The organism is Microbacterium lushaniae, from assembly GCF_008727775.1.
Lineage (GTDB): Bacteria > Actinomycetota > Actinomycetes > Actinomycetales > Microbacteriaceae > Microbacterium > Microbacterium lushaniae.
Genome location: NZ_CP044232.1, coordinates 116,636 through 136,113, shown reverse-complemented (window position 1 = coordinate 136,113; position 19,478 = coordinate 116,636). Strand labels below are relative to the sequence as shown.

Sequence of the window (19,478 nt, the reverse complement as noted above, 5' to 3'; positions counted from 1 at the left end):
AGGAGGATCCTCTCGTCGGATGTCGGTCACGCCTCAGCCCTTCACGGCCCCGGCCATGATCCCGCTGATCAGCTGCTTGCCCGCGATGATGAACAGCACCAGGAGGGGGATCGTGGCCATGACCGCGCCGGTGAGGACGATCGAATAGTCGATGTAGAAGCCGGACTGCAGCTGGCTGAGCGCCGTCTGCAGAGTCGGGTTGGAGGGGCTGAGGACGATCAGCGGCCACAGGTAGTCCGTCCACGCCGTCATGAAGGTGAAGAGCCCGAGGATCGCCATCGCCGGCCGGGCGGCGGGCAGTCCGACGGTCAGGAAGGTGCGGAACTGGTTCGCCCCGTCCATGCGGGCGGCCTCGATGAGCTCATCGGGGATGACGTCGACGAGGTACTGGCGCATGAAGAACACGCCGAACGCCGTCACGAGCGTGGGCACGATGACCGCGCCGATCGTTCCGGTCCAGCCGAGCTCGCGCATGACCATGAAGAGGGGGATGATGCCCAGCTGCGTGGGGATCGCCATCGTGGCGATGACGAACACCATGAGGCCGTCGCGACCGCGGAAGCGGAGCTTCGCGAAGGCGTAGCCGGCGATCGTGGAGAACGTCACGACCGACAGGGTGATGATCGCCGATACGAGAACCGAGTTGCCCAGCGCGAGCCAGAACGGGATCGCGTCGAACACGCGCGCGGCGTTGGCGAGGAAGTTGCCGCCCGGGATGAGGGGCAGCGTCTCGCCACGCGTGGCGTTGGTCCCCGACCCGACGACGAACGACCACCACAGCGGATAGGCGCTGCCGATGATGAACGCCGCCAGCAGGCCATAGGTGAGGAAACCGGGGCGGCTGCCGATGCCGGCAGGACCGGCCTCGCGCGGCTTGCGGCCGCCGGCGCGTCGGGGCCTGCGCGGGCGGTCGGGCTCGACCGCATCCACCTGCACGGGGGGAAGGGGTTCGGGGATCGTGATGCTCATACGTCCGCTCCGATCTGGGCGCTGCGGCGCGCAGCCCTGCGCGCGCGACGCGTTGGCCTGCCCTCGCCGGTGGCGATGCGGCGGGCGATGAGGAAGTTGATGACACCGATGCCGACGATCAGCAGGAACAGCAGCCACGCGACGGCCGAGGCCTCACCGAGGTCGCGACGGAAGAACGCCAGCTCCCACAGGAAGAGCACCGTCGTCTGGAACTGCCGGTCGCTGCCGCCGATGCCGCCGGCGGTGGAGACGTCGAACAGGCGTGGCTCGGCGAAGATCTGCAGTCCGCCGATCGTCGCGGTGATCACGACGAAGATCAGCGTCGGACGGATCGTCGGGATCGTGATGGAGAAGAACCGGCGCACCGCACCGGCGCCGTCGAGCGCCGCCGATTCGTAGAGGTCGCGCGGGACGGCCTGCATCGCCGCGAGCAGGATGAGTGCGTTGTACCCGGTCCAGCGGAAGTTCACCATGATCGCGATCGCGAGGTGGCTGAGGAACGTGTCGTGCTTCCACTGCTGGTCGGCGATGCCGATCAGGTTGAGCAGGTTGTTGGCCAGGCCGTCGGCCTCGTTGAAGATGCTCGAGAAGATCAGCGCGGTCGCCACGGGGGTGACGACGAAGGGCAGCAGGACGCTCATCCGCCAGAAGGTGGGAGCGCGCAGGCCTCGGTCGAGGAGGTACGCGATCACCAGGGCGACGGACAGCTGCGGGATGGCCGAGAGCAGGAAGATGCTCAGGGTGTTGGAGATGGAGTTCCAGAACATCCGGTCGCTGAGGATCTCGGCGAAGTTGCCGAAGCCGACGAACTCTCCCTGGCCCTTGAGCAGATCCCACTCGAACAGCGAGACGTTGAGGGTGTAGATCAGGGGGAACAGCCCGACCAGCCCGAAGAGCAGGAAGAAGGGCGCGATGTACAGGTAGGGCGAGGCCTTCTGGTCGGCCTTGGACATCCGCTGACGCAGGGAACGGCGGGGTGCCGGCGGCGGGGCGGCTGTGGCGACGGTGTCGGGGCGGATCGCGGTGGCGGTCATGTCGAATCCTCTCGAGGAAGAAGCATGCGGGGCCCCGGACGAGTCCGGAGACCCCGCATGCGTCAGCCGATCGCTAGCCGACCAGGTCGTTCAGGAGGTCGAGCGACTGCTGCCAGGCACCCTGCGTGTCGGTCTCGCCACGGTCCAGCGCCGACAGCGGCGGGCCGAACACGTTCTCCTGGATGACGGAGTCATCCGGACCCTTGAACTGCGCGATGACGTCCTTGGCGCGCTCGGCGAGGATCGCGCCGGTGGGGGCGTTGTTGAAGAACTCGTTCGGCGTCGCCTCGGCGGCGAGCGCTTCCTGCGCCTCGATCGTGCTGGGGAAGTTGCCCGCGGCGGTGGACTGCTTCACCTGCTGCTCGGGCTGGGTCAGCCAGTCGGCCAGCTCAGCGGCGGCTTCCTTGTGCTGCGAGGACTCGGTGACGGAGAGGAACGCGCCACCCCAGTTGACCGAACCGCCGGGGAAGACGTCGGCGAAGTCCCATCCGGTCGTGGCGTCGCCGCCGCCGGCCTCGGCGTTGCCCTGCAGGACGCCCAGCATCCAGCCGGGGCACACGAAGGTCGCGAAGGTGCCGTCGACGAACGACTTTCCGCCGTTCCAGTCCCACGCCGCCTGCGCGGCCGACAGGCCGTCTTCGGCTGCCGCGCCGAGCAGTTCGAAGCGCTCCTGCAGCTCCGTGTTGCCCTCGACGTTCAGCTCGCCGTCGGCGGTGTAGTAGCCCTCGGGCAGCTGGTTGACCATCGAGTTCCAGACGAACCCGGAGTGGTCGTACCAGGCCTTCCCGGTCGCCTCCTGGTACTGACGGCCCACCTCGAAGTAGTTCTCCCAGTCACCCTCGAGCAGCGTCGCGACCTCGGCGCGGTCGGTGGGGAGACCGGCGGCGGCGAAGGCCGGGCCGTTGTAGCACAGGCCCACCGGACCGATGTCGGTGCCGTAGCCGATGACACGGCCCTCGGGGTCCGTGGCCTGGTCGTACTTCCACTCGACCCAGTCGGACTTGCGGTCCTCGATGCCGTAGTCGCGCAGGTCGACGAAGTTGTCGGAGACCTCCATGATCGCGCCGAGCCAGCCCTCTTCGATCGCGACGATGTCGGACAGGCCCGAACCGGCAGCGAGCTTGGTGAACGCATCCGTCCGCGCGTTGCCGCCCGTGTCGATGTTGGTCGCCTCGATCGTGATGTTCGGGTGCAGTTCCTCGTACTCGTCGTAGAGGTCGTCGTACCCGAAGGTGCCGAAGGTCGTGATCGACAGGGTGATGTCCCCGTCGGAGTCTCCGTCGGCGGCGCTGCCGCCCCCGCCGGCGCAGCCGGCGAGCACGAGAGCTGTGGTGGATGCGACGGCTGCCACGAGGGCGGAGCGTCGCAGGACGCGTGATGACACAGGTCACTCCTTTGTGGATGGTGTACGGACGGCTTCAGCGTGGGAGCGCTCTCACCGGATCGTCGGTCAGCGTATGGGATCGCTCCCACGAAGTCAAGGGAGCGCTCCCACGGCCACGTCCGGCTCGCGCCTGGGCTCGCGCGCATGGCACGTCCGGTCCGCGTGCCCGGTGGTCGCGGCGCGGGCAGCGGCTCCGGGCGTCGCGGCGCGGGCAGCGGCGGGGCCCGTAGGATGGGAGCGCCTGCTTTCCCGCGACTCCTGGAGCTCGAATGCCCACCATCGTCGTCGACGTCATGCCCAAGGCCGAGCTGCTGGATCCCCAGGGCAAGGCGGTGTCGGGAGCACTCGCGCGCATCGGCGTCGAGAGCTTCACCGATGTGCGCATCGGCAAGCGCTTCGAGCTCACGGTCGAGGGCGAGGTGGACGACGACGTGCTCGCCACCGCCCGCCGGATCGCCGACGACGTGCTCTCCAACGCGGTGATCGAAGACGTCGTCGGCATCGAGGTCGTGCCGTGACCACCCGCATCGGGGTCATCACCTTCCCCGGGTCGCTCGATGACCGCGACGCGCAGCGTGCGATCGCGATCGCCGGGGGCGAGCCCGTCGCCCTGTGGCACGGCGACCACGACCTGAAGGGCGTCGACGCCCTCGTCCTCCCGGGCGGTTTCAGCTACGGCGACTACCTGCGGGCAGGTGCGATCGCGGCCCTCGCGCCGATCATGGCGGAGGTGAAGGATGCTGCGGCCAAGGGCATGCCCGTCCTCGGCATCTGCAACGGCTTCCAGATGCTCGTCGAGGCGCACCTGCTGCCGGGCGGGCTGATCCGCAACGCCCACCAGCAGTTCATCCGCCGCGACCAGCGTCTTCGCGTGGAGAACGCCTCGACGGCGTGGACGAACGACTTCGCCGAGGGCCAGGAGATCGTGATCCCGCTCAAGAACGCCGACGGGGGTTACATCGCCGACGCCGAGACCCTCAAGCGGGTCAACGGCGAGGGCCTGGTGGCCCTGCGCTACCTCGGCGTGAACCCGAACGGGTCGATCGACGACATCGCCGGAATCACCAATGAGCGCGGGAACGTGGTGGGACTCATGCCGCACCCCGAGCACGCGGTCGAGCCCGGCTTCGGCCCCGGCACCGCTGTCGCGATGCGCTCGGGGGTCGACGGTCTCGGGTTCTTCTCCTCGGCGCTGTCCGCCGTGGTCGCCGCCGCCGCCTGAGTCCGCCGCATCCGCCGCATCCGGCGGCTTTCGCGCGCCTCTTCGTCGAGAGTGCATCATCTCGGCGAACCGGCACCGAATCCGGTGCACTCTCGCCGATTCGATGCACTTCCGCCGTCGCGCGGACGCGGGAAGCTACGGTGGAGGCGTGACCAGCGTCGTCGTCTCCGTACCCACCGAACAGCTCGCCGCCGACATCCAGCCGCTGCCGGAGGGCGTGGATCTGGTCGTGTGGGATCTGGACTCTCCCGCACCGCGTGACCGGTTCGACATGGTCGTGCCGCCGTACATGGGCCTGGCGACGGTGCTCGAGAACCTGAGCGGCATCGAGGTGGGCCTCATCCAGAGCCAGTCGATCGGGTACGACGGGGTCGACTCCGTGCTGCCGGAAGGACAGGCATTCGCGAACGCCTCGTCGGTGCACGAGGCATCAACGGCCGAGCTCGCGGTCGCTCTCACCCTTGCCGTTCAGCGCGGCATCCCCGGTTTCGTCCGCGCGCAGGATGCCGGGAAGTGGTCGCAGGGCTTCGCTGAGAGCCTCGCCGACCGGCGCGTCACCCTCCTCGGCTACGGCGGCGTGGGGAAGGCGATCGCCGCACGTCTGGCCGGGTTCGAGGTGCAGCTGCGCGCCGTCGCCAGCCGCGCACGCACCGAGGACGGCATCGAGGTCGCCGCGATCGACGACCTGGCCGAGGTCCTCGCCGACACCGAGGTGCTCATCGCGTCCCTCCCCGGCGGCGAGTCCACCACGCACCTGATCGACGACGCCGCACTGTCGGCACTGCCCGACGGTGCATTGGTGGTCAACGTCGGACGGGGATCGCTCATCGACACCGACGCGCTCGTCGACCACGTGCGTCGCGGGCGGATCCGCGCCGCGCTGGACGTCACCGACCCCGAACCGCTGCCCGAGGGCCACCCCCTGTGGGCGCTGCCGGGCGTGCTCATCGCCCCGCACGTGGGCGGCGCCACCACCGCGATGCGCCCGCGGATCGCGCGCCTGGTGCGGGCCCAGATCGAGCGGCTGCACGCCGGTGAGCCACCGCTGAACGTCGTGCTCGGCGGCTGATCCGCCGACGGGCGCTGCCCGCGCGCGCTGCTGCGATCACGGGCCCGCCTCACCGGCGGGCTGCGTCGGGCGGGGTGAGGGTGATGCGCGGCGCGCGGGGTCACGGACGCCGGTCGTGGTCGGCGCCGGTCCACAGATCGCCGCACTCCACCGCCGTCGCGCCCGCGCGGGTGAGGAAGGCGCCGGCTCCCGCGTCGCCCGACAGCTGTGCGCGCAGGTGTCCCCAGTGAACCGAGCCCACGAGCACCGGATGCCCCGGGTGCCCGCCGTAGGTCGACCGCACCAGCGCGTGGCGCGCGTCTTCGCCGGCGGCCGTGCGGATGCGGGTGACCGCGGCGGCGGGAAGGGCGGGCGTGTCCACGGGCACCAGAATCACAGCATCCGCGTCCCCCGCCGCATCCATCCCCGCGGCCAGGGAACGGGACAGGCCCGCCTCCCACTCAGCCGCCACGACGACGCTCGCCGACGGCGGCACCAGGAGCGCGGCCTGCGCGGCGGCAGCCCCCAGGACGACGATGACGCCGTCGCATCCGCCGCCCTGCAGAGCGTCCACCGCGCGCTGCACCCAGGGGGTTCCGCTCGCGTCCGACGCCAGCGCCTTGGGACCGCCGAACCGGCGGCCGGCGCCGGCGGCCAGCACGATCCCGGTCACACGGGGCGAGGCGGAAGCGGCCATCGCGACAGCGTATCCGCCGACCCGCGGCCGTAGCGTGCACGAAACATCATCGGTCTACCGTGTGGCCATGCTCGAGCTGGCCGACTTCCTGCTGCCGGTGCTGCGCGCCGGGGAGCCGGTCGCGGTGGTCACCGTCATCCGTGTGGCCCGCAGCGCCCCGCGCGGGCCGGGCGCGGCGATGGCGGTGCGCCGCGACGGCTCGGTGATCGGGTCCATCTCCGGCGGATGCGTCGAAGGCGACGCCGTGCTGCTCGCCACGCAGGTGCTCGCGACGGGCCGCGGCGTGGTGGCCTCGCTGGGCTTCAGCGACGAGGCGGCCCACGCCGCGGGCCTGGCCTGCGGGGGCAGCGTCGACGTCGTCGTCCACCGCATCGACCCGGGCGATGAGGTGGCACGGACGGTGCTCGACATCGGCGACGGCCAGTCGGCGCGTGTGGGGCTCGTCGTGTCCGGACCGGCGGTGGGCCGTCTGGTGGCGGGTGATGGGCTTCCTGACGGGACGCGCATTCTCGAAGCGGCATATGACGGCGCCGACGTGTTCGTGGTGCAGCGCGACCCCCGTCGACGCTTGGTGATCGCCGGCGCCGGGGAACACGCCATCGCGCTGTGCCGCGTCGCCTCCTCGGCCGGTTTCGCCGTCACCGTGTGCGACGTGTGGGAGCGCCTCGTGACGCCTGAGCGGTTCCCCACCGCGGAGCGCCTCGCCGTGGGAGCACCCGCCGAGCACCTGGACGACCTGGTCGGACCCGATCCGGCGCGGGCGACCGTGTGCGTCCTGAGTCACGACGAGCGGGTCGACGTGCCGACGCTCGCGGCCGCGCTCCGACGGGGCGTCGGCTTCGTCGGAGCGATGGGGGCTCGCGGAACCGTCGCGCACCGCGCGGCCCTCCTGTCGGCTGCCGGAGTCGAGGCGGAGGAGATCGCCCGCATCCACGCGCCGCTGGGCCTGGACCTGGGCGGTTCGTCCCCCGAGGCGACGGCGGTGTCGGCGCTGGCGGAGATCGTCGCCGCTCAGCACGGCGGTTCGGCCCGCCCGCTGCGCGAGCTGTCCGGGCCGCTGCACCGTCGTGCCGCATCCGACGCCTGCCCCCTCCCGTCCGGCGTCCCGGCCCTCGCGCACTCGGTCTAGCCCGCGCATCGCGCTGCCGTTCTCCCCGCGCCCTGCGGCCCGCCCCTGCCTCCGGCCGTCCTGCCTTCTGCCCCGCCTCCCGCCTCCCGCCTCCCGCCTCCCACCCGAACTCCTCAAGAACGGATCGGAATGCGGTGAACCGGGCGCGAATGGGCCACCAGACCGCCGAACTTGAGGAGTTCGGGCAGCCCGTCACCCGCCACGTGACCTGCGGACAGCCCGGTGCTGCTGCGGACGATCGGGCTGCTTGGTGCTCCTACGGGCGGTCGGGCCGCCCGGTGCTGCTGCGGGCCGGTCGGCTTCCGGTGCTGCTGCGGGCCGGTCGGCTTCCGGCGGCAGTCGGGGGCGGCGCCCGCCCGATGCTCCCCTCGGCGCTGTCGCCCGATCCGCCCGCACTCCTCCCCTCACCGCCTCCCCTCACCGCCTCCCCTCACCGCCGCCCGAACTCCTCAAGAAGGGGCCCGAGACCGGCGAAACACCCGTCAGCGCACCAAACCGCCGCCGAACTTGAGGAGTTCGGACAGCCGGGCCCCGGAAGCAACCGGCGTCGGGCACGAATGCGGTAGATCCGGCCCGTCCGGCCCGGCCCGGCCGGGCCGTGAAGGCATCCTCCCCAGCCGCGGCGGACATCGCCGTCCTCCTCTCCTCGGCCTGGCCTGGTCTCGTCGGAACCCTGCCTCGGTTGGCCGGGGGACCACCATCAGGGTGATCGGCGCCGCCGCGATCGGGACCGCACTCGTGCTCGTCGGCATCCGGATGATGACACCTGCCCGGTAGCGGGCCGGCGGGCGCATCCGTCACAGGGGATGTTGATACGGGAAACATCCGGGTAACGGACGGGTGCTTGACTGACGCGCGCCGGCGGATCCGTCCGGCACCGCGCCGGCCGGATGTGCCGGCTCCAGCGCGCGGAGGGGGAATCGTGGACATCCACACCGTCACGAGCTTCCGCCCGGCTCGCACCCGCGCCGACCTGGCGCTCGCGCCCGGCGAGGCATTCCTGGCCGGCGGCACCTGGCTGATGAGCGAGCCGCAACCCGACACCACCGGCTTCGTCGACCTCACCACCCTGGGCTGGCCCGACCTCGAGGTGTCGGGCGACGGGCTGCGCATCGGCGCGACGTGCACGATCGCGCGCCTGGTCGCGTGGGCGCGCGCCGAAGCGCCGGAGGGTTGGCCGGCGGTCGCGGCGATCCCGGATGCGGCGAACGCTCTGCTGGCGAGCTTCAAGATCTGGAACACCGCCACCGTGGGGGGCAATGTCGCCCGCTCCTTCGCGGCGGCAGCCATGGTGGCCCTGACGTCGGGGCTGGACGGGGTCGCCGAGATCTGGACCCCCGGCGGGGAACGCCGCATCCCGGTCGCCGACCTGGTCACGGGCAACGGCACCAACAGCCTCGCAGTGGGCGAGGTGATCCGCGCGATCGAGCTCCCCGCCGCGGCTCTCGCGTCGCGGCTGGTGCTGCGGAAGATCGCCCTCGCCGAGTACGGCCGCTCCGGCGCCGTCGTGACCGGGAGGGTGGATGCCGACGGCGCGGCCGTGTTCGGGATCACCGCCGCCACGCAGAGCCCGACCGTGCTGCGCTTCGCGGACCTGCCGGATGCCCCCACGCTCCGCGGAGCCGTCGAGGCAGCGTCCGGTTACTACACCGACCCTCTCGGCTCGGCCGACTGGCGCCGTGGCGTGAGCGCCGTGCTGGCCGAGCGAGTACGCACCGAATTGGCGGCGGCATGAGATTCGACGTCAACGGCGAACCGGTCGAGGCAGACCCGCACGCCGGCCAGTGTCTGCGGACGGTGTTGCGCGAACACGGCCACACCGAGGTGAAGAAGGGATGCGACGCCGGCGACTGCGGCGCCTGCGCGGTGCTGCTCGACGGCGAGCCGGTGCACTCCTGCCTCATCCCGGCCCAGCGCATGGAGGGCCGCGCGGTGAGGACGGCGGCGGGGCTGGCACCCGGCGACGAGCTGCATCCCGTGCAGGAGGCGCTGGCGACAGGGTTCGGGTTCCAGTGCGGGTTCTGCACGCCCGGCATGGCGGTGACGGCGTCGACTCTGTGCGCGGATGACCTGCCGGACCTCGACCGCACGATGCGGGGAAGCCTCTGCCGTTGCACCGGCTACCGGCCGATCCGCGAGGCGATCACCGCATCCGTCCTCGGGCCGGTGCGCGAGACCTCCCGCGCGGATGAAGGAGTCGGGTCCTCGGTCGTGCCACCGTCCGCCCGCAGGATCGTGCAGGGGCTGGAGCCGTTCACGTTCGACGAGCCGGTCGCCGGCGCACTCACCCTCCGCGTGCTCGGGTCACCGCACGCCCACGCCCGGATCGTCTCGATCGACGCCACCGCCGCCCGGAGCATCCCGGGGGTCGTCGCGATCTTCACGCACGAGGATGCTCCGGCGACGCGCTTTTCGACCGGCCGGCACCAGCACCGCACCGATGACCCCGACGACACCCGCATGCTGGACGATGTCGTCCGGTTCCGGGGGCAGCGGGTCGCCGCCGTCGTCGCCGAGACCGGCGCAGCCGCCGAGGCGGCCTGCCGGGCGATCCGCGTCGAGTACGACGTGCTCCCCGCGGTCTTCGATCCCGAGGAGGCGCGCCGGCCCGGCGCACCGCTGCTGCATCCCGAGCGCACCGCGGACGACCGCGTGCACGAGGCATCCCGCAACGTCGTCGCGTCGATGCACGAGGAACACGGCGGGGATGCCGCCGCCGCCCTTGCCGCAAGCGCGGTGACGGTGAGCGGCACGTGGCAGACCAGCCGCGTGTCGCACGCGCAGCTGGAGACGCACGGAGCGGTCGGCTGGCTCGACGGCGACGGACGGCTCGTGATCCGCGCGAGCACGCAGGTTCCGTTCCTCACCCGGGATGAGCTCGCCCGCCTCCTCGACCTCGACCCCGACCGCGTCCGCGTGCACACCGCGCGCGTGGGCGGCGGCTTCGGCGGCAAGCAGGAGATCTTCGCCGAAGACCTCGTGGCCCTCGCGGTGCTGCGCACCGGCCGCCCGGTCGCGTACGAATTCTCACGGACGGAGGAGTTCCAGCGCACGTCCTTCCGCCATCCGATGCGCGTCTCGGTCTCCCTCGGCGCGACCGGCGACGGGCAGCTCACCGCCATGCGCGTGGAGGTGCTCAGCGACACCGGCGCCTACGGCAACCACGCCATCGGGGTCATGTTCCACAGCGTCGCCGAATCCACCACGGTGTACCGGGTGCCCGTGCGGCGCATCGACGCCGAAGCCGTCTACACGAACAACCCGCCCTCGGGCGCCTTCCGCGGGTACGGGCTCGGGCAGGTCATGCTCGGCGTCGAGTCGGCGATGGACCTCCTGGCCGAAAGGCTCGGGATCGACCCGTTCGAGCTGCGCCGGCGCAATGTCGTGCGGGCAGGTGACCCGCTGCATCCCGACGACGACGCGTTCGAGGAAGACCTCGTGTGGGGCAGCTACGGCCTGGACCAGTGCCTCGACCTGGCCCAGGCGGCGCTGGCCCGCGGCAACGGCGTCGAGCCGCCCTCCGGCCCGAACTGGCGGGTCGGGGAGGGCATGGCGCTCGGGATGATCGCCACCATGGCCCCGCGCGGCCACATCGCGCACACCTCCGTGACCCTGCGGCCCGACGGCACCTTCCTCCTGCGCACCGGCACGGCCGAGTTCGGCAACGGCACCACCACCGTGCTGCGTCAGATCGCCGCATCCGATCTGTCCGCGGGCTTCGACCGCATCGAGCTGCGCACCGCCGACACCGACGCCGTGCGCCATGACACGGGCGCGTTCGGGTCGGCCGGCATCACCGTCGCCGGCAAGGCGCTGCACGCGGCGTGTCTCGCGCTGCGCGAGCGGATGCAGCGGATCGCCGCCGATCTCGCACCGAACGCCGCCCCTCCCGCACCCGACGCCGGCGACAGGCTCCGGGCACAGGTGACCGCCGACGGCGTGCGCATCGGGGAGCACCTCGTCGGGTTCGCCGAGATCGTCGCCGCCGCCGCATCCGAGGAGCGCACCGCCGAGGGGCTGATCGCGACGGGCGCGGAGTTCGGTGACGTGCGCTCGCTGGCGTTCAACGTGCACGCTGCGCGCGTTGCGGTCGACGTCGAGACGGGAACGGTCCGGGTGCTCCAGTCGGTCCATTCCGCCGACGCCGGATTCCTGATGAACCCCGCGCAGGTGCGTGGGCAGGTGGAGGGCGGCGTCGCGCAGGGGCTGGGCAGCGCGCTGTACGAAGAGGTCCACCTCGAGGACGGGCGCGTGCTCAATCCGGTGTTCCGGCAGTACCGGGTGCCGCAGTTCGCGGACATCCCCGACACGGAGGTGTACTTCGCCGAGACCGCCGACACGGTCGGCCCGTTCGGGGCGAAGTCGATGAGCGAATCGCCCTACAACCCGGTCGCGCCCGCCATCGGCAACGCGATCGCGCGGGCTCTCGGCATCCGCGGCTACGAACAGCCCTTCTCCCGCGACCGCGTGTGGCGCTGGGCGGCGCCGCTGCGAGAACCCCCCGACGACGCCGTGGCCATGAGTGCTGCTGTCGGCCCGATAGGTTGAGTTCAACTCGACTGAAGGGGCATCCATGGATCTCGTCGCTCTCGGAGGGGTCGGTCTCCTCGTTCTGATCGGGGTGGGTGCGGCCGTCGTCGCGCTCATCGTCATCCTGATCCTCATCCGCGCGTGGTACCGCGTCGCCCGGGCCGACGAGGCTCTCGTGATCGTGGGTAAGAAGCAGCGCACCTCACCCGACGGCGACTCCTCCCGCATCACCGTCATCACCGGCGGCGGGGCGATCGTGAACCCCCTCACGCAGCGCGCCGAGATGATCTCGCTGCGCGCGCGGCAGATCAAGATGGAGCCCGTCGCGCAGACGTCCAACGGCGTCACCGTCAACGTCAGCGGCGTCGCACTGGTGAAGATCGGCTCCGACCCCGACTCCGTGCGCCGGGCCGCCGAGCGGTTCGCGTCTCAGGATGAGGCGATCGAGCAGTTCACCACCGAGCAGCTGGAGGGCGCGCTCCGCGGAGTCGTGGCCACGCTGACCGTCGAAGAGCTCATGCGCGACCGGCAGCGGCTGTCGGACCAGATCGCCGACGGCATAAAGCAGGACCTGTCCAGCCAGGGCCTCATCCTCGACTCCTTCCAGATCCAGGGCATCACCGACTCCCACGGTTACGTCGGTGCGCTGGGCGCCACCGAGGTCGAGCGCGTCAAGCGCGACGCCGAGGTCGCGAAGATCAACGCCGACCGCGAGATCCGCCGCCGCCAGATCGCCACGGACGAGGCGAACCTCATCGAGCAGACCGCGCTGGACAAGAACACCGCCGCGGCCAAGGCCGAGGTCGGTCGCGCCAACGCCGAGGCCGAGCAGGCCGAGGCCCTCGCCCGCGCCGAACGGCAGCAGGCCGTGCTCGTGCAGGAGGCCCAGAACACCCAGGCCCGCCTCGAATCCGAGGTCAGCCGCGTCGCCGACGCCGACCTGTACCAGCGGCAGCGGCGTGCCGACGCCGACGCCTACGCGAACGTCAAGGCCGCCGAGGCGCAGGCCGAGATCGCCCAGCAGGACGCCAGCGCGGTGCGGGTGCGCGCCGAAGCCGCTGCCGACGCCGAGCGGCTGCGCGGCGAGGCCCGCGCCGCGGCCATCAGCGCCGAAGCCGAGGCGCTCGCGCAGAACCAGGAGGCGCTCCTGGCCCAGCGCGCGCTCGAGGCCCTCGTGCCGCTCATGGCCGAGTTCGCCAAGGGCTACGACAAGGTCGGCTCGATCACGGTCCTCGGCGGCGACGGTGCCAGCTCGCACCTCGCGACCGAGTCGGCCACCGGCCTGCGCGCGTCGTTCGAGGCGGTGCACGCCGCCACCGGCATCGACCTGACCGCGATCATCCAGGGCCGGGCTCTGGGTGAGGGAATCGCCGCCGGAACGCAGGCTGCGGCGGGCGCCGCGACCGCCGCACCCGCCGCGTACGCAGCATCCGTCCCGGAGCCTGCGGCCACCGCTTCGTCGGCCGAGTGAGCACCGCGGGTCCGGAGGCACCCGCCGTCTCCGGACCCGCGTCCACCCGGACACCGCACCCCACGCCGGCCCGACTGCATCCGACCGCCGGGAACGGTGGCCTCAGCCGTCTTCGGCGGGCACGCTGGTCCCCTGCTTGACGACCACCAGCCGGTACCGGCCGCCCGTCGCCGACCACCAGCGGTGCGGCACGCCGCCGACGTAGTAGACCGAGTCGCCGACGGCCAGCCGCAGCTCCTGGTCGCCGAGATCGACGCGCACCTCTCCCTCGGCGACGTAGACGAACTCGTCCTCGCGATGCGTGAACACCTCGCCGGGTTCGGTATTGGCGCCCTCCAGCTCCAGCGGATGCAGCGGCCGGGCGCCGTGCGCCAGCATGCGCGCGTCACCCGGCCCGAAGCTCTCGTCCACGCGCCCCTCGCCGCGCCGGTGCACCTCGATCCGCCCGGCGCTCGGCCCGGGGGCGTCGGCGGCCGCGATGAGCTCGATCGGACTGGTCTGCAGCGCCACCGCGATCCTCCGCAACGACGACAGGCTCGGCTGGGCGAGCCCCCGCTCGAGCTGGCTGAGGAACGGGTGGGACAATCCCGTCGCCTCAGCCAGCTGCACCAGCGTCCGCGCGCGCGCGTGCCGCAGGCGGCGGATCGAGGCCCCGAGGCGGGCGGTCGCCTCGGCTTCCCCCGCGTGGTCGTCGACGGGCGGCGTCGGCACGGTGGGTGCGCTCCTACGCCGGGAGCCGCACTCCCTGCGCCGGCAGGGGTACTCCCTGCGCCGTGGCGTACTCCTCGATGGCCGCGATGTACGCCGCGCGCCGGGCCGGGGTCAGCCAGGCCGCCTCGAACGAGTTGACCGCGAGCTGTACGAGTTCGGTCGGGGTCAGGCCGGCCTGCTCGGCGAGCGCGACGTAGTTGTCGCCCACGTAGGCGCCGAAGTAGGCGGGGTCGTCGGAGTTGACCATGACCCGCACGCCTTCGCGCAGCAGTCCCACGATCTCGTCGGCCTTCATCTGCTCGGTCACGAACGAGTTCGATACGGGGCACGTCGTGAAGCCGAGTCCGCGTTCCTTCGCGAGGGCGACCAGCGCCGGGTCTTCCACGATGTTGGTCCCGTGATCGATCCGGTCCACGCCGATGTCCTCCAGGACGGCGCGGATGTTGTCGATCGAACCGACCTGGTCGATGTCGCAGTGCATCGTCAGGAAGAAGCCCTCCGCCTTGGCGCGTGCGAAGACGGCCGCGAACTTCGTCGGCGGGTTGTCACGCTCGTCCGAGTCCAGGCCGACCCCGAGGATCCACGCCTTGTACGGCAGCGCCTCCATGAGGGTCGCCATGGCGTACTCGGCGGAGAAGTCGCGCAGGAAGCACAGGATGAGCTCCGCGCTGATGCCGAGCTCGTCCTGCGCCCGGACGGCGGCGCGGCGGTAGCCGGTGATGACGTTCTCGAACGGCACGCCGCGGCTCGTGTGCGCCTGCGGGTCGAAGAACATCTCCGCGTGCACGACGCCCTGCTCCTTCGCCTTCAGCAGGTACGCCCACGCCAGATCGTGGAAGTCCTCGGCCGTCTGCAGCACCCGCATCGCGGGGTAGTACACCGCGAGGAAGCTGGTCAGATCGGTGAAGTCATAGGTGGCGCGCACCTCCTCCACGGTCTTCTCGGGCAGCTCGATGCCGTTGCGAGCAGCGAGGGCGAACTTCAGCTCCGGCTCCAGCGTCCCCTCCAGGTGCAGATGGAGCTCGGCCTTGGGCAGGCCGTGGGCGAAAGCGGTGAGGTCGAAGTCGACGGGGGTGGTCATACGGTTCCTTCGGGTCGGACGGGTGAGGTGAGAAAGAGCGCGGGGTGCTCAGGAACGGTCGGCCATCCCCATGCGGGCCAGCACGACCGACTCCACGATCTGCACGAGGTTGTACACCACGAGCGCGGTGCCGGTCACGAGCACGACGGCGGTCCACATGGCGGAGAACTGTGCGGCGGCGATGTAGCCACCCACCGCCCCGCCGATGCCACCGCCCACAGCCAGCCACTCGGCCAGCAGCGCACCGGTGAGCGCGCCGGGCACCGAGATGCGCACGGCGGCGAAGAACTCCGGCAGCGAGCTGGGAAGGGCCACCTTCCGCAGGCGCGTCCACGAGCTGCCGCCGTACACCGAGATGAGGTCGTTCATCTGCGGCGAGGCCGACTTCAGCCCGGACGCGATCGTGACCAGCGCAGGGAAGAGCACGACGATGCCGCCGATCACGGCCACCGAAGCGAACTCGCGGCCGAAGATGAGGATGATCACGGGCGCCATCGCCACCAGCGGCACCGAGCGCAGCAGCATCGCCAGCGGCATGAGCGCGTGCTCGACGCCCTTGCTCAGCTGGAACACGATCGCGACGATCAGCGCCACCGCGAGGCCCGCGCCGAAGCCGACCGCCGCGTGACCGAGGGTCTCTCCCAGCTGACCGAACATCTGCGCCCGGTTCGCCGCGGCGTTGGGCACGGCGAAGAGGAAGTTCCACACCTCCAGCGGCCCCTTGCCGACGTACGGCGAGATCTGGAACACCCACAGCGCCCCCACCCAGATGGCCGTCACCGCGACGAGGGTGAGGACGAAGGTGAGGATGCTGCGACTGAGGGCGCGCACCGTCGCCCTGCGGGATTCACGACGGATGTCCGCATCCAGGCGCGTGGACTGCTGGGCGGCACCGGGGACCACCAGCGTGGAGGATGCCAGGACGTCGGTCATCGTGCGGACCCCTTCGACCAGGGCGCGACGGCGCGCGCCACGACACCGAGCAGGCCGTAGCCGACGAGGGCCACCGCCCCCGATACGAGCGCCACATCCCACACGCGGGCGGCGTTGAGCGCCTGCTGGGCGGAGATCATGGCGGGGCCCACGCCCACCGTGATCTTGCCGAAGAACTCCCCCAGCACGGCGCCGAGGAAGGCGGCGGGCACGGCGATCTGCAGGGCGTTGAGGATGCTGGGAAGCGAGGCGATCAGGCGCACCTTGCGCAGCTGGGTGAGACGCGATCCGCCGTAGACGGTGATCACGTCCAGGCTCGCCCTGTCGGCGGCCTTCAAGCCCAGGAGCGCCCCGACGACGGTCGTGAAGAAGCAGCTGAGAGCGGCGAGGATGACCGCGGTGGGCGAGGGGTCGCCGGCGGCGGGGACGGGCACGATCACGACGATCAGCAGGCCGATCGCCACGATCGGCACGCAGTAGGTGAGGATCGCGACCTGCATCACGACCCCCTCCAGCCGCGGCACGATCAGCACGAGCGCCGCGAGCAGGAGCGCGAGTCCATTGCCCCACGCGTAGCCGATGCCGGCCTCGGCGAGGGTGACGGAGAAGTTGCGGACGTAGAACTCCCACCCCGTGGCGAAGAACTCCCCCACCACCTGGGGCGGGGTCGGGATCGCCTGCGCCCCGCCGGGGCCGACGTTCGCGAACACGGTGGCGGCGAGAATCCACCACAGCGCGACGACGCCCACGACGCCGATGAGACCCGTGAGCCACGCCGGGAGGCGGATGTCCTCCCACTGGATCGCGCGGGCCTTGGCTGCGTCAGTGGTCATCGGCGGCGGCGCCCCCCGCGCCGAAGAGCAGCTCGGATGCGTGATCGACGTACGCGTGGAACTCGGGCGTGCGCATCATCTCCGGGGTGCGGGGGCGGGGGAGGTCGATCGTCATGACCTCTTTGATGCGGCCGGGGCGCGCGCTCATGACCGCGACCTGGTCGGAGAGGAAGATCGCCTCCGAGATGCCGTGGGTGACCAGGAGCGTCGTGGCCGGCTTCTCGGTCCAGATCCGCAGCAGCTCGAGGTTCAGCTTCTGCCGCGTCATGTCGTCGAGTGCGCCGAAGGGCTCGTCGAACAGCAGCACCGAGGGCTTCATGATGAGCGAGCGCGCGATCGACACACGCTGCCGCATCCCGCCCGACAACTGCGCGGGCTTGGCCTTCTCGAAGCCCTTCAGACCGACGAGCTGGATCATCTCGTTCACGTACGCCCTGTCGACGGGCTTGCCGGCGACTTCGAACGGGAGCTGGATGTTGGACTGCACGCTGCGCCAGGGCAGCAGCGCGGAGTCCTGGAACGCGATGCCGAGCTCGTTCGCCTTCCGCAGCTGCTTGGGGCTCTTGCCGTCGACGCGCGTCGTGCCGCTGGTCGGGTCTTCCAGGCCCGCGAGGATGCGGAGGATCGTCGATTTGCCGCATCCGGACGGTCCCAGCAGCGACAGGAACGTGCCCTGCTCGGTGTGGAGATCGGCGTTCTGCAGGGCGACGACGCTCTTGCGTCCCACGCTGAAGACCTTGTTGAGGCCGGTGATCTGGAGGCCGGTGCCCAGGGTGGTCCCCTGGGCACCGGCGAGAGTGGCCGTGTCGGTCACGTGATGCTCCGTTGGACGGGATCTCAGCGCTGGTAGGCGATGAGGTCGGGGTTCTCGTCGTAGATCTCGGCCAGCAGGCTGAGGTCGAACAGGTCTTCGGCGGCGACCTCGATGCCGGCGCCGGCGAGGCTCTTCACGGTCATCTCCTGCAGCTGCTCGGAGATGGTGAACAGGCCGTTCTCCTCCGTCTCGGCGGAGACGACGAGGAGGTTCTGCGCCTCGGATCCGGCGAGGGTCTTGGCCGGGTCGAGGTCGAGGTCCTTGCCGTACACCTCGAGGGCGAGGTCGGCTCCGCCCTGCGCGTCGTTCACGGCGTCGGTCCAGCCGCGGATCTCGGCGACGAGGAAGGCCTTCAGCATCTCCCGCTTGTTCTCGAGCGTGTCGTGCGTGACGGTGACGGTCTCGGCGACGAACGGCAGGCCGTTGTCGGCGAGCTGCAGGTTCGTGGTCGCCAGGCCCGCCATCTCCACCGAGATCGCCTCGTTGGTGATGTAGGACATGAAGCCGTCGACCTCGCCGTTGACCAGGGGCGCCGGGTCGTACTGCACCGGGACGATGGTCAGTTCGCCGGGGTCGATGTCGTTGGCGGCCAGCAGTGCGCTGAACAGCGACCGGTTGGAGTCCTGAACGCCGATCTTCTTGCCCTTGAGGTCGTCGGGCGTGGCGATGTCGCCGCCCTCCGCGAGCGAGAGGACCGTGAACGGGTTGGCCTGGAACGTCGCACCGATGATCTTCAGCGGAGCGCCCTCGTTCGCGATGGCGGTGCCGATGGCCACCGAGTCGCTCAGCGCGATGTCGGCGGTGCCGCTGACCAGTTCGGCCACGCCCGTGGACGGTCCGGGGACGAGGTTGACGGCGTCGAAACCGGCCTCCTCGAAGTAGCCGTTGCTGTCGGCGAAGTACTCGCCGGCGAATTCCTCGTTCAGGATCCAGCTGAGCTGCAGGGTGATCTCGCCGAAGCTCTCGACCCCGTCATCCGAGGGCTCGGAGGGCGAGCCGGAGCCGGAGCCTCCGGCGCACGCGGTGAGGGCGAGGGCGGACAGGGCGACTGCGGCGAGGGCCGCGGTGGCGCGGGGTGCGCGCCGGGAAGAGAAGAACGTCATGTGCTGTGTCTCCAGATGCCAGTGGTGCATTCGGGTAGGGGTCGCGGTGCCGCCCTCGGGGCTCGACGGTGTGCGCATGCTTCGTTCGGCGCGGAGCCGGCCTCGGCATTCGCCACGGTATGGGATGTAGATTTCACCAACACTGGTCCGGTGTTTCGGCGCCGTTACACGTACTCCGGCCGCATCCCTATTGCCTCCCGGCGTGGCCTCCGCCCCTCGGCCGCCCGGCACATGCCGGCGGGGCTTCCGCCGCACGCCCGGCCCCGACTGCCGGCCTCGCCGCCCGGCCCTGCCTCTCGGCCTCGCCGCCCGGCCTCGCCGCCCGGCCTCGCCGCCGGGCACCCCGGCCCGCCCGCCCGACTCCCGCGCCGTCCTCCCGGGTTCCGCTCCGGCCCGCCCTCCCGGTTCCGCTCCGGCCCGAACTCCTCAACATCGGCTCGAATCGGGCGCGGGTCGGCCTATTGCGGGCCTTTGCGGCGCGATTTTGAGGAGTTCGGGGGCGGGAGGCGCCGCAGGGAG

17 protein-coding genes are annotated in these 19,478 nt (G+C 71.2%); 7 read left to right on the top strand and 10 right to left on the bottom strand.

What is annotated here, in order from left to right:
- Window positions 1-33: 33 nt before the first annotated feature.
- The 3 genes from F6J85_RS00640 to F6J85_RS00630 form a co-directional block, all read right to left on the bottom strand.
- The gene (locus F6J85_RS00640) at window positions 34-969 is read right to left on the bottom strand and encodes a carbohydrate ABC transporter permease (RefSeq protein ID WP_150920469.1); all 936 of its coding nucleotides are present in this window, start codon (window positions 967-969) and stop codon (window positions 34-36) included.
- Complete coding sequence (locus F6J85_RS00635; RefSeq protein ID WP_150923406.1) at window positions 966-2,003, bottom strand: carbohydrate ABC transporter permease; 1,038 nt, start codon at window positions 2,001-2,003, stop codon at window positions 966-968. The genes F6J85_RS00640 and F6J85_RS00635 overlap by 4 nt, the downstream gene beginning before the upstream one ends.
- Window positions 2,004-2,076: 73 nt before the next feature.
- Window positions 2,077-3,387 carry an ABC transporter substrate-binding protein gene (locus tag F6J85_RS00630; protein WP_150923405.1) on the bottom strand — a complete coding sequence of 437 codons (1,311 nt, stop codon included), beginning with the start codon at window positions 3,385-3,387 and terminating at the stop codon, window positions 2,077-2,079.
- A 269-nt stretch (window positions 3,388-3,656) separates the two neighbouring features.
- On the opposite strand from F6J85_RS00630, the gene purS reads away from it, so the two are divergent.
- The 3 genes from purS to F6J85_RS00615 all read left to right on the top strand — a co-directional run bounded on the left by purS (window position 3,657) and on the right by F6J85_RS00615 (window position 5,678).
- A complete protein-coding gene (purS, locus tag F6J85_RS00625; RefSeq protein WP_150923404.1) occupies window positions 3,657-3,905 on the top strand; it encodes a phosphoribosylformylglycinamidine synthase subunit PurS in 249 nt (82 codons plus the stop codon).
- Window positions 3,902-4,609 (top strand): phosphoribosylformylglycinamidine synthase subunit PurQ, encoded by a 708-nt coding sequence (purQ, locus tag F6J85_RS00620; protein WP_150920473.1) that lies wholly within the window; start codon window positions 3,902-3,904, stop codon window positions 4,607-4,609. The genes purS and purQ overlap by 4 nt, the downstream gene beginning before the upstream one ends.
- Before the next feature lie 148 nt (window positions 4,610-4,757).
- Window positions 4,758-5,678: a 2-hydroxyacid dehydrogenase gene (locus tag F6J85_RS00615; protein ID WP_150923403.1), complete on the top strand. Its 921-nt coding sequence runs from the start codon at window positions 4,758-4,760 to the stop codon at window positions 5,676-5,678.
- A gap of 100 nt (window positions 5,679-5,778) precedes the next feature.
- Here the strand turns inward: F6J85_RS00615 and F6J85_RS00610 are convergent, their stop codons facing one another.
- Window positions 5,779-6,354, bottom strand: coding sequence for a nucleotidyltransferase family protein (locus F6J85_RS00610; RefSeq protein ID WP_150923402.1), 576 nt, complete (start codon window positions 6,352-6,354; stop codon window positions 5,779-5,781).
- A gap of 67 nt (window positions 6,355-6,421) precedes the next feature.
- Here F6J85_RS00610 and F6J85_RS00605 point away from each other — a divergent pair, with 67 nt between their 5' ends.
- The 4 genes from F6J85_RS00605 to F6J85_RS00590 all read left to right on the top strand — a co-directional run bounded on the left by F6J85_RS00605 (window position 6,422) and on the right by F6J85_RS00590 (window position 13,484).
- Window positions 6,422-7,483 (top strand): XdhC family protein, encoded by a 1,062-nt coding sequence (locus tag F6J85_RS00605; RefSeq protein ID WP_150923401.1) that lies wholly within the window; start codon window positions 6,422-6,424, stop codon window positions 7,481-7,483.
- Window positions 7,484-8,405: 922 nt separating this feature from the next.
- A complete protein-coding gene (locus F6J85_RS00600; RefSeq protein WP_150923400.1) occupies window positions 8,406-9,218 on the top strand; it encodes an FAD binding domain-containing protein in 813 nt (270 codons plus the stop codon).
- Entirely contained in the window at window positions 9,215-12,031 is a 2,817-nt protein-coding gene (locus F6J85_RS00595; protein ID WP_150923399.1) for a molybdopterin-dependent oxidoreductase, read from the top strand. The genes F6J85_RS00600 and F6J85_RS00595 overlap by 4 nt, the downstream gene beginning before the upstream one ends.
- A gap of 25 nt (window positions 12,032-12,056) precedes the next feature.
- Window positions 12,057-13,484 (top strand): SPFH domain-containing protein, encoded by a 1,428-nt coding sequence (locus F6J85_RS00590; RefSeq protein WP_150923398.1) that lies wholly within the window; start codon window positions 12,057-12,059, stop codon window positions 13,482-13,484.
- A gap of 102 nt (window positions 13,485-13,586) precedes the next feature.
- On the opposite strand, the gene F6J85_RS00585 is transcribed toward F6J85_RS00590, so the two are convergent.
- From F6J85_RS00585 to F6J85_RS00560, 6 genes are read right to left on the bottom strand one after another with little or no spacing between them, the layout of a single operon-like run.
- A complete protein-coding gene (locus F6J85_RS00585) occupies window positions 13,587-14,195 on the bottom strand; it encodes a helix-turn-helix domain-containing protein (RefSeq protein WP_150923397.1) in 609 nt (202 codons plus the stop codon).
- A 13-nt stretch (window positions 14,196-14,208) separates the two neighbouring features.
- Window positions 14,209-15,276: an adenosine deaminase gene (add, locus tag F6J85_RS00580; RefSeq protein ID WP_150923396.1), complete on the bottom strand. Its 1,068-nt coding sequence runs from the start codon at window positions 15,274-15,276 to the stop codon at window positions 14,209-14,211.
- A 48-nt stretch (window positions 15,277-15,324) separates the two neighbouring features.
- Window positions 15,325-16,209 (bottom strand): ABC transporter permease, encoded by an 885-nt coding sequence (locus F6J85_RS00575; RefSeq protein ID WP_150923395.1) that lies wholly within the window; start codon window positions 16,207-16,209, stop codon window positions 15,325-15,327.
- Window positions 16,206-17,042: an ABC transporter permease gene (locus tag F6J85_RS00570; RefSeq protein WP_150923394.1), complete on the bottom strand. Its 837-nt coding sequence runs from the start codon at window positions 17,040-17,042 to the stop codon at window positions 16,206-16,208. The genes F6J85_RS00575 and F6J85_RS00570 overlap by 4 nt, the downstream gene beginning before the upstream one ends.
- Window positions 17,032-17,856 carry an ABC transporter ATP-binding protein gene (locus F6J85_RS00565; protein ID WP_150923393.1) on the bottom strand — a complete coding sequence of 275 codons (825 nt, stop codon included), beginning with the start codon at window positions 17,854-17,856 and terminating at the stop codon, window positions 17,032-17,034. The genes F6J85_RS00570 and F6J85_RS00565 overlap by 11 nt, the downstream gene beginning before the upstream one ends.
- A 23-nt stretch (window positions 17,857-17,879) precedes the next feature.
- Complete coding sequence (locus F6J85_RS00560; protein ID WP_150923392.1) at window positions 17,880-18,959, bottom strand: ABC transporter substrate-binding protein; 1,080 nt, start codon at window positions 18,957-18,959, stop codon at window positions 17,880-17,882.
- Window positions 18,960-19,478 lie beyond the last annotated feature (519 nt).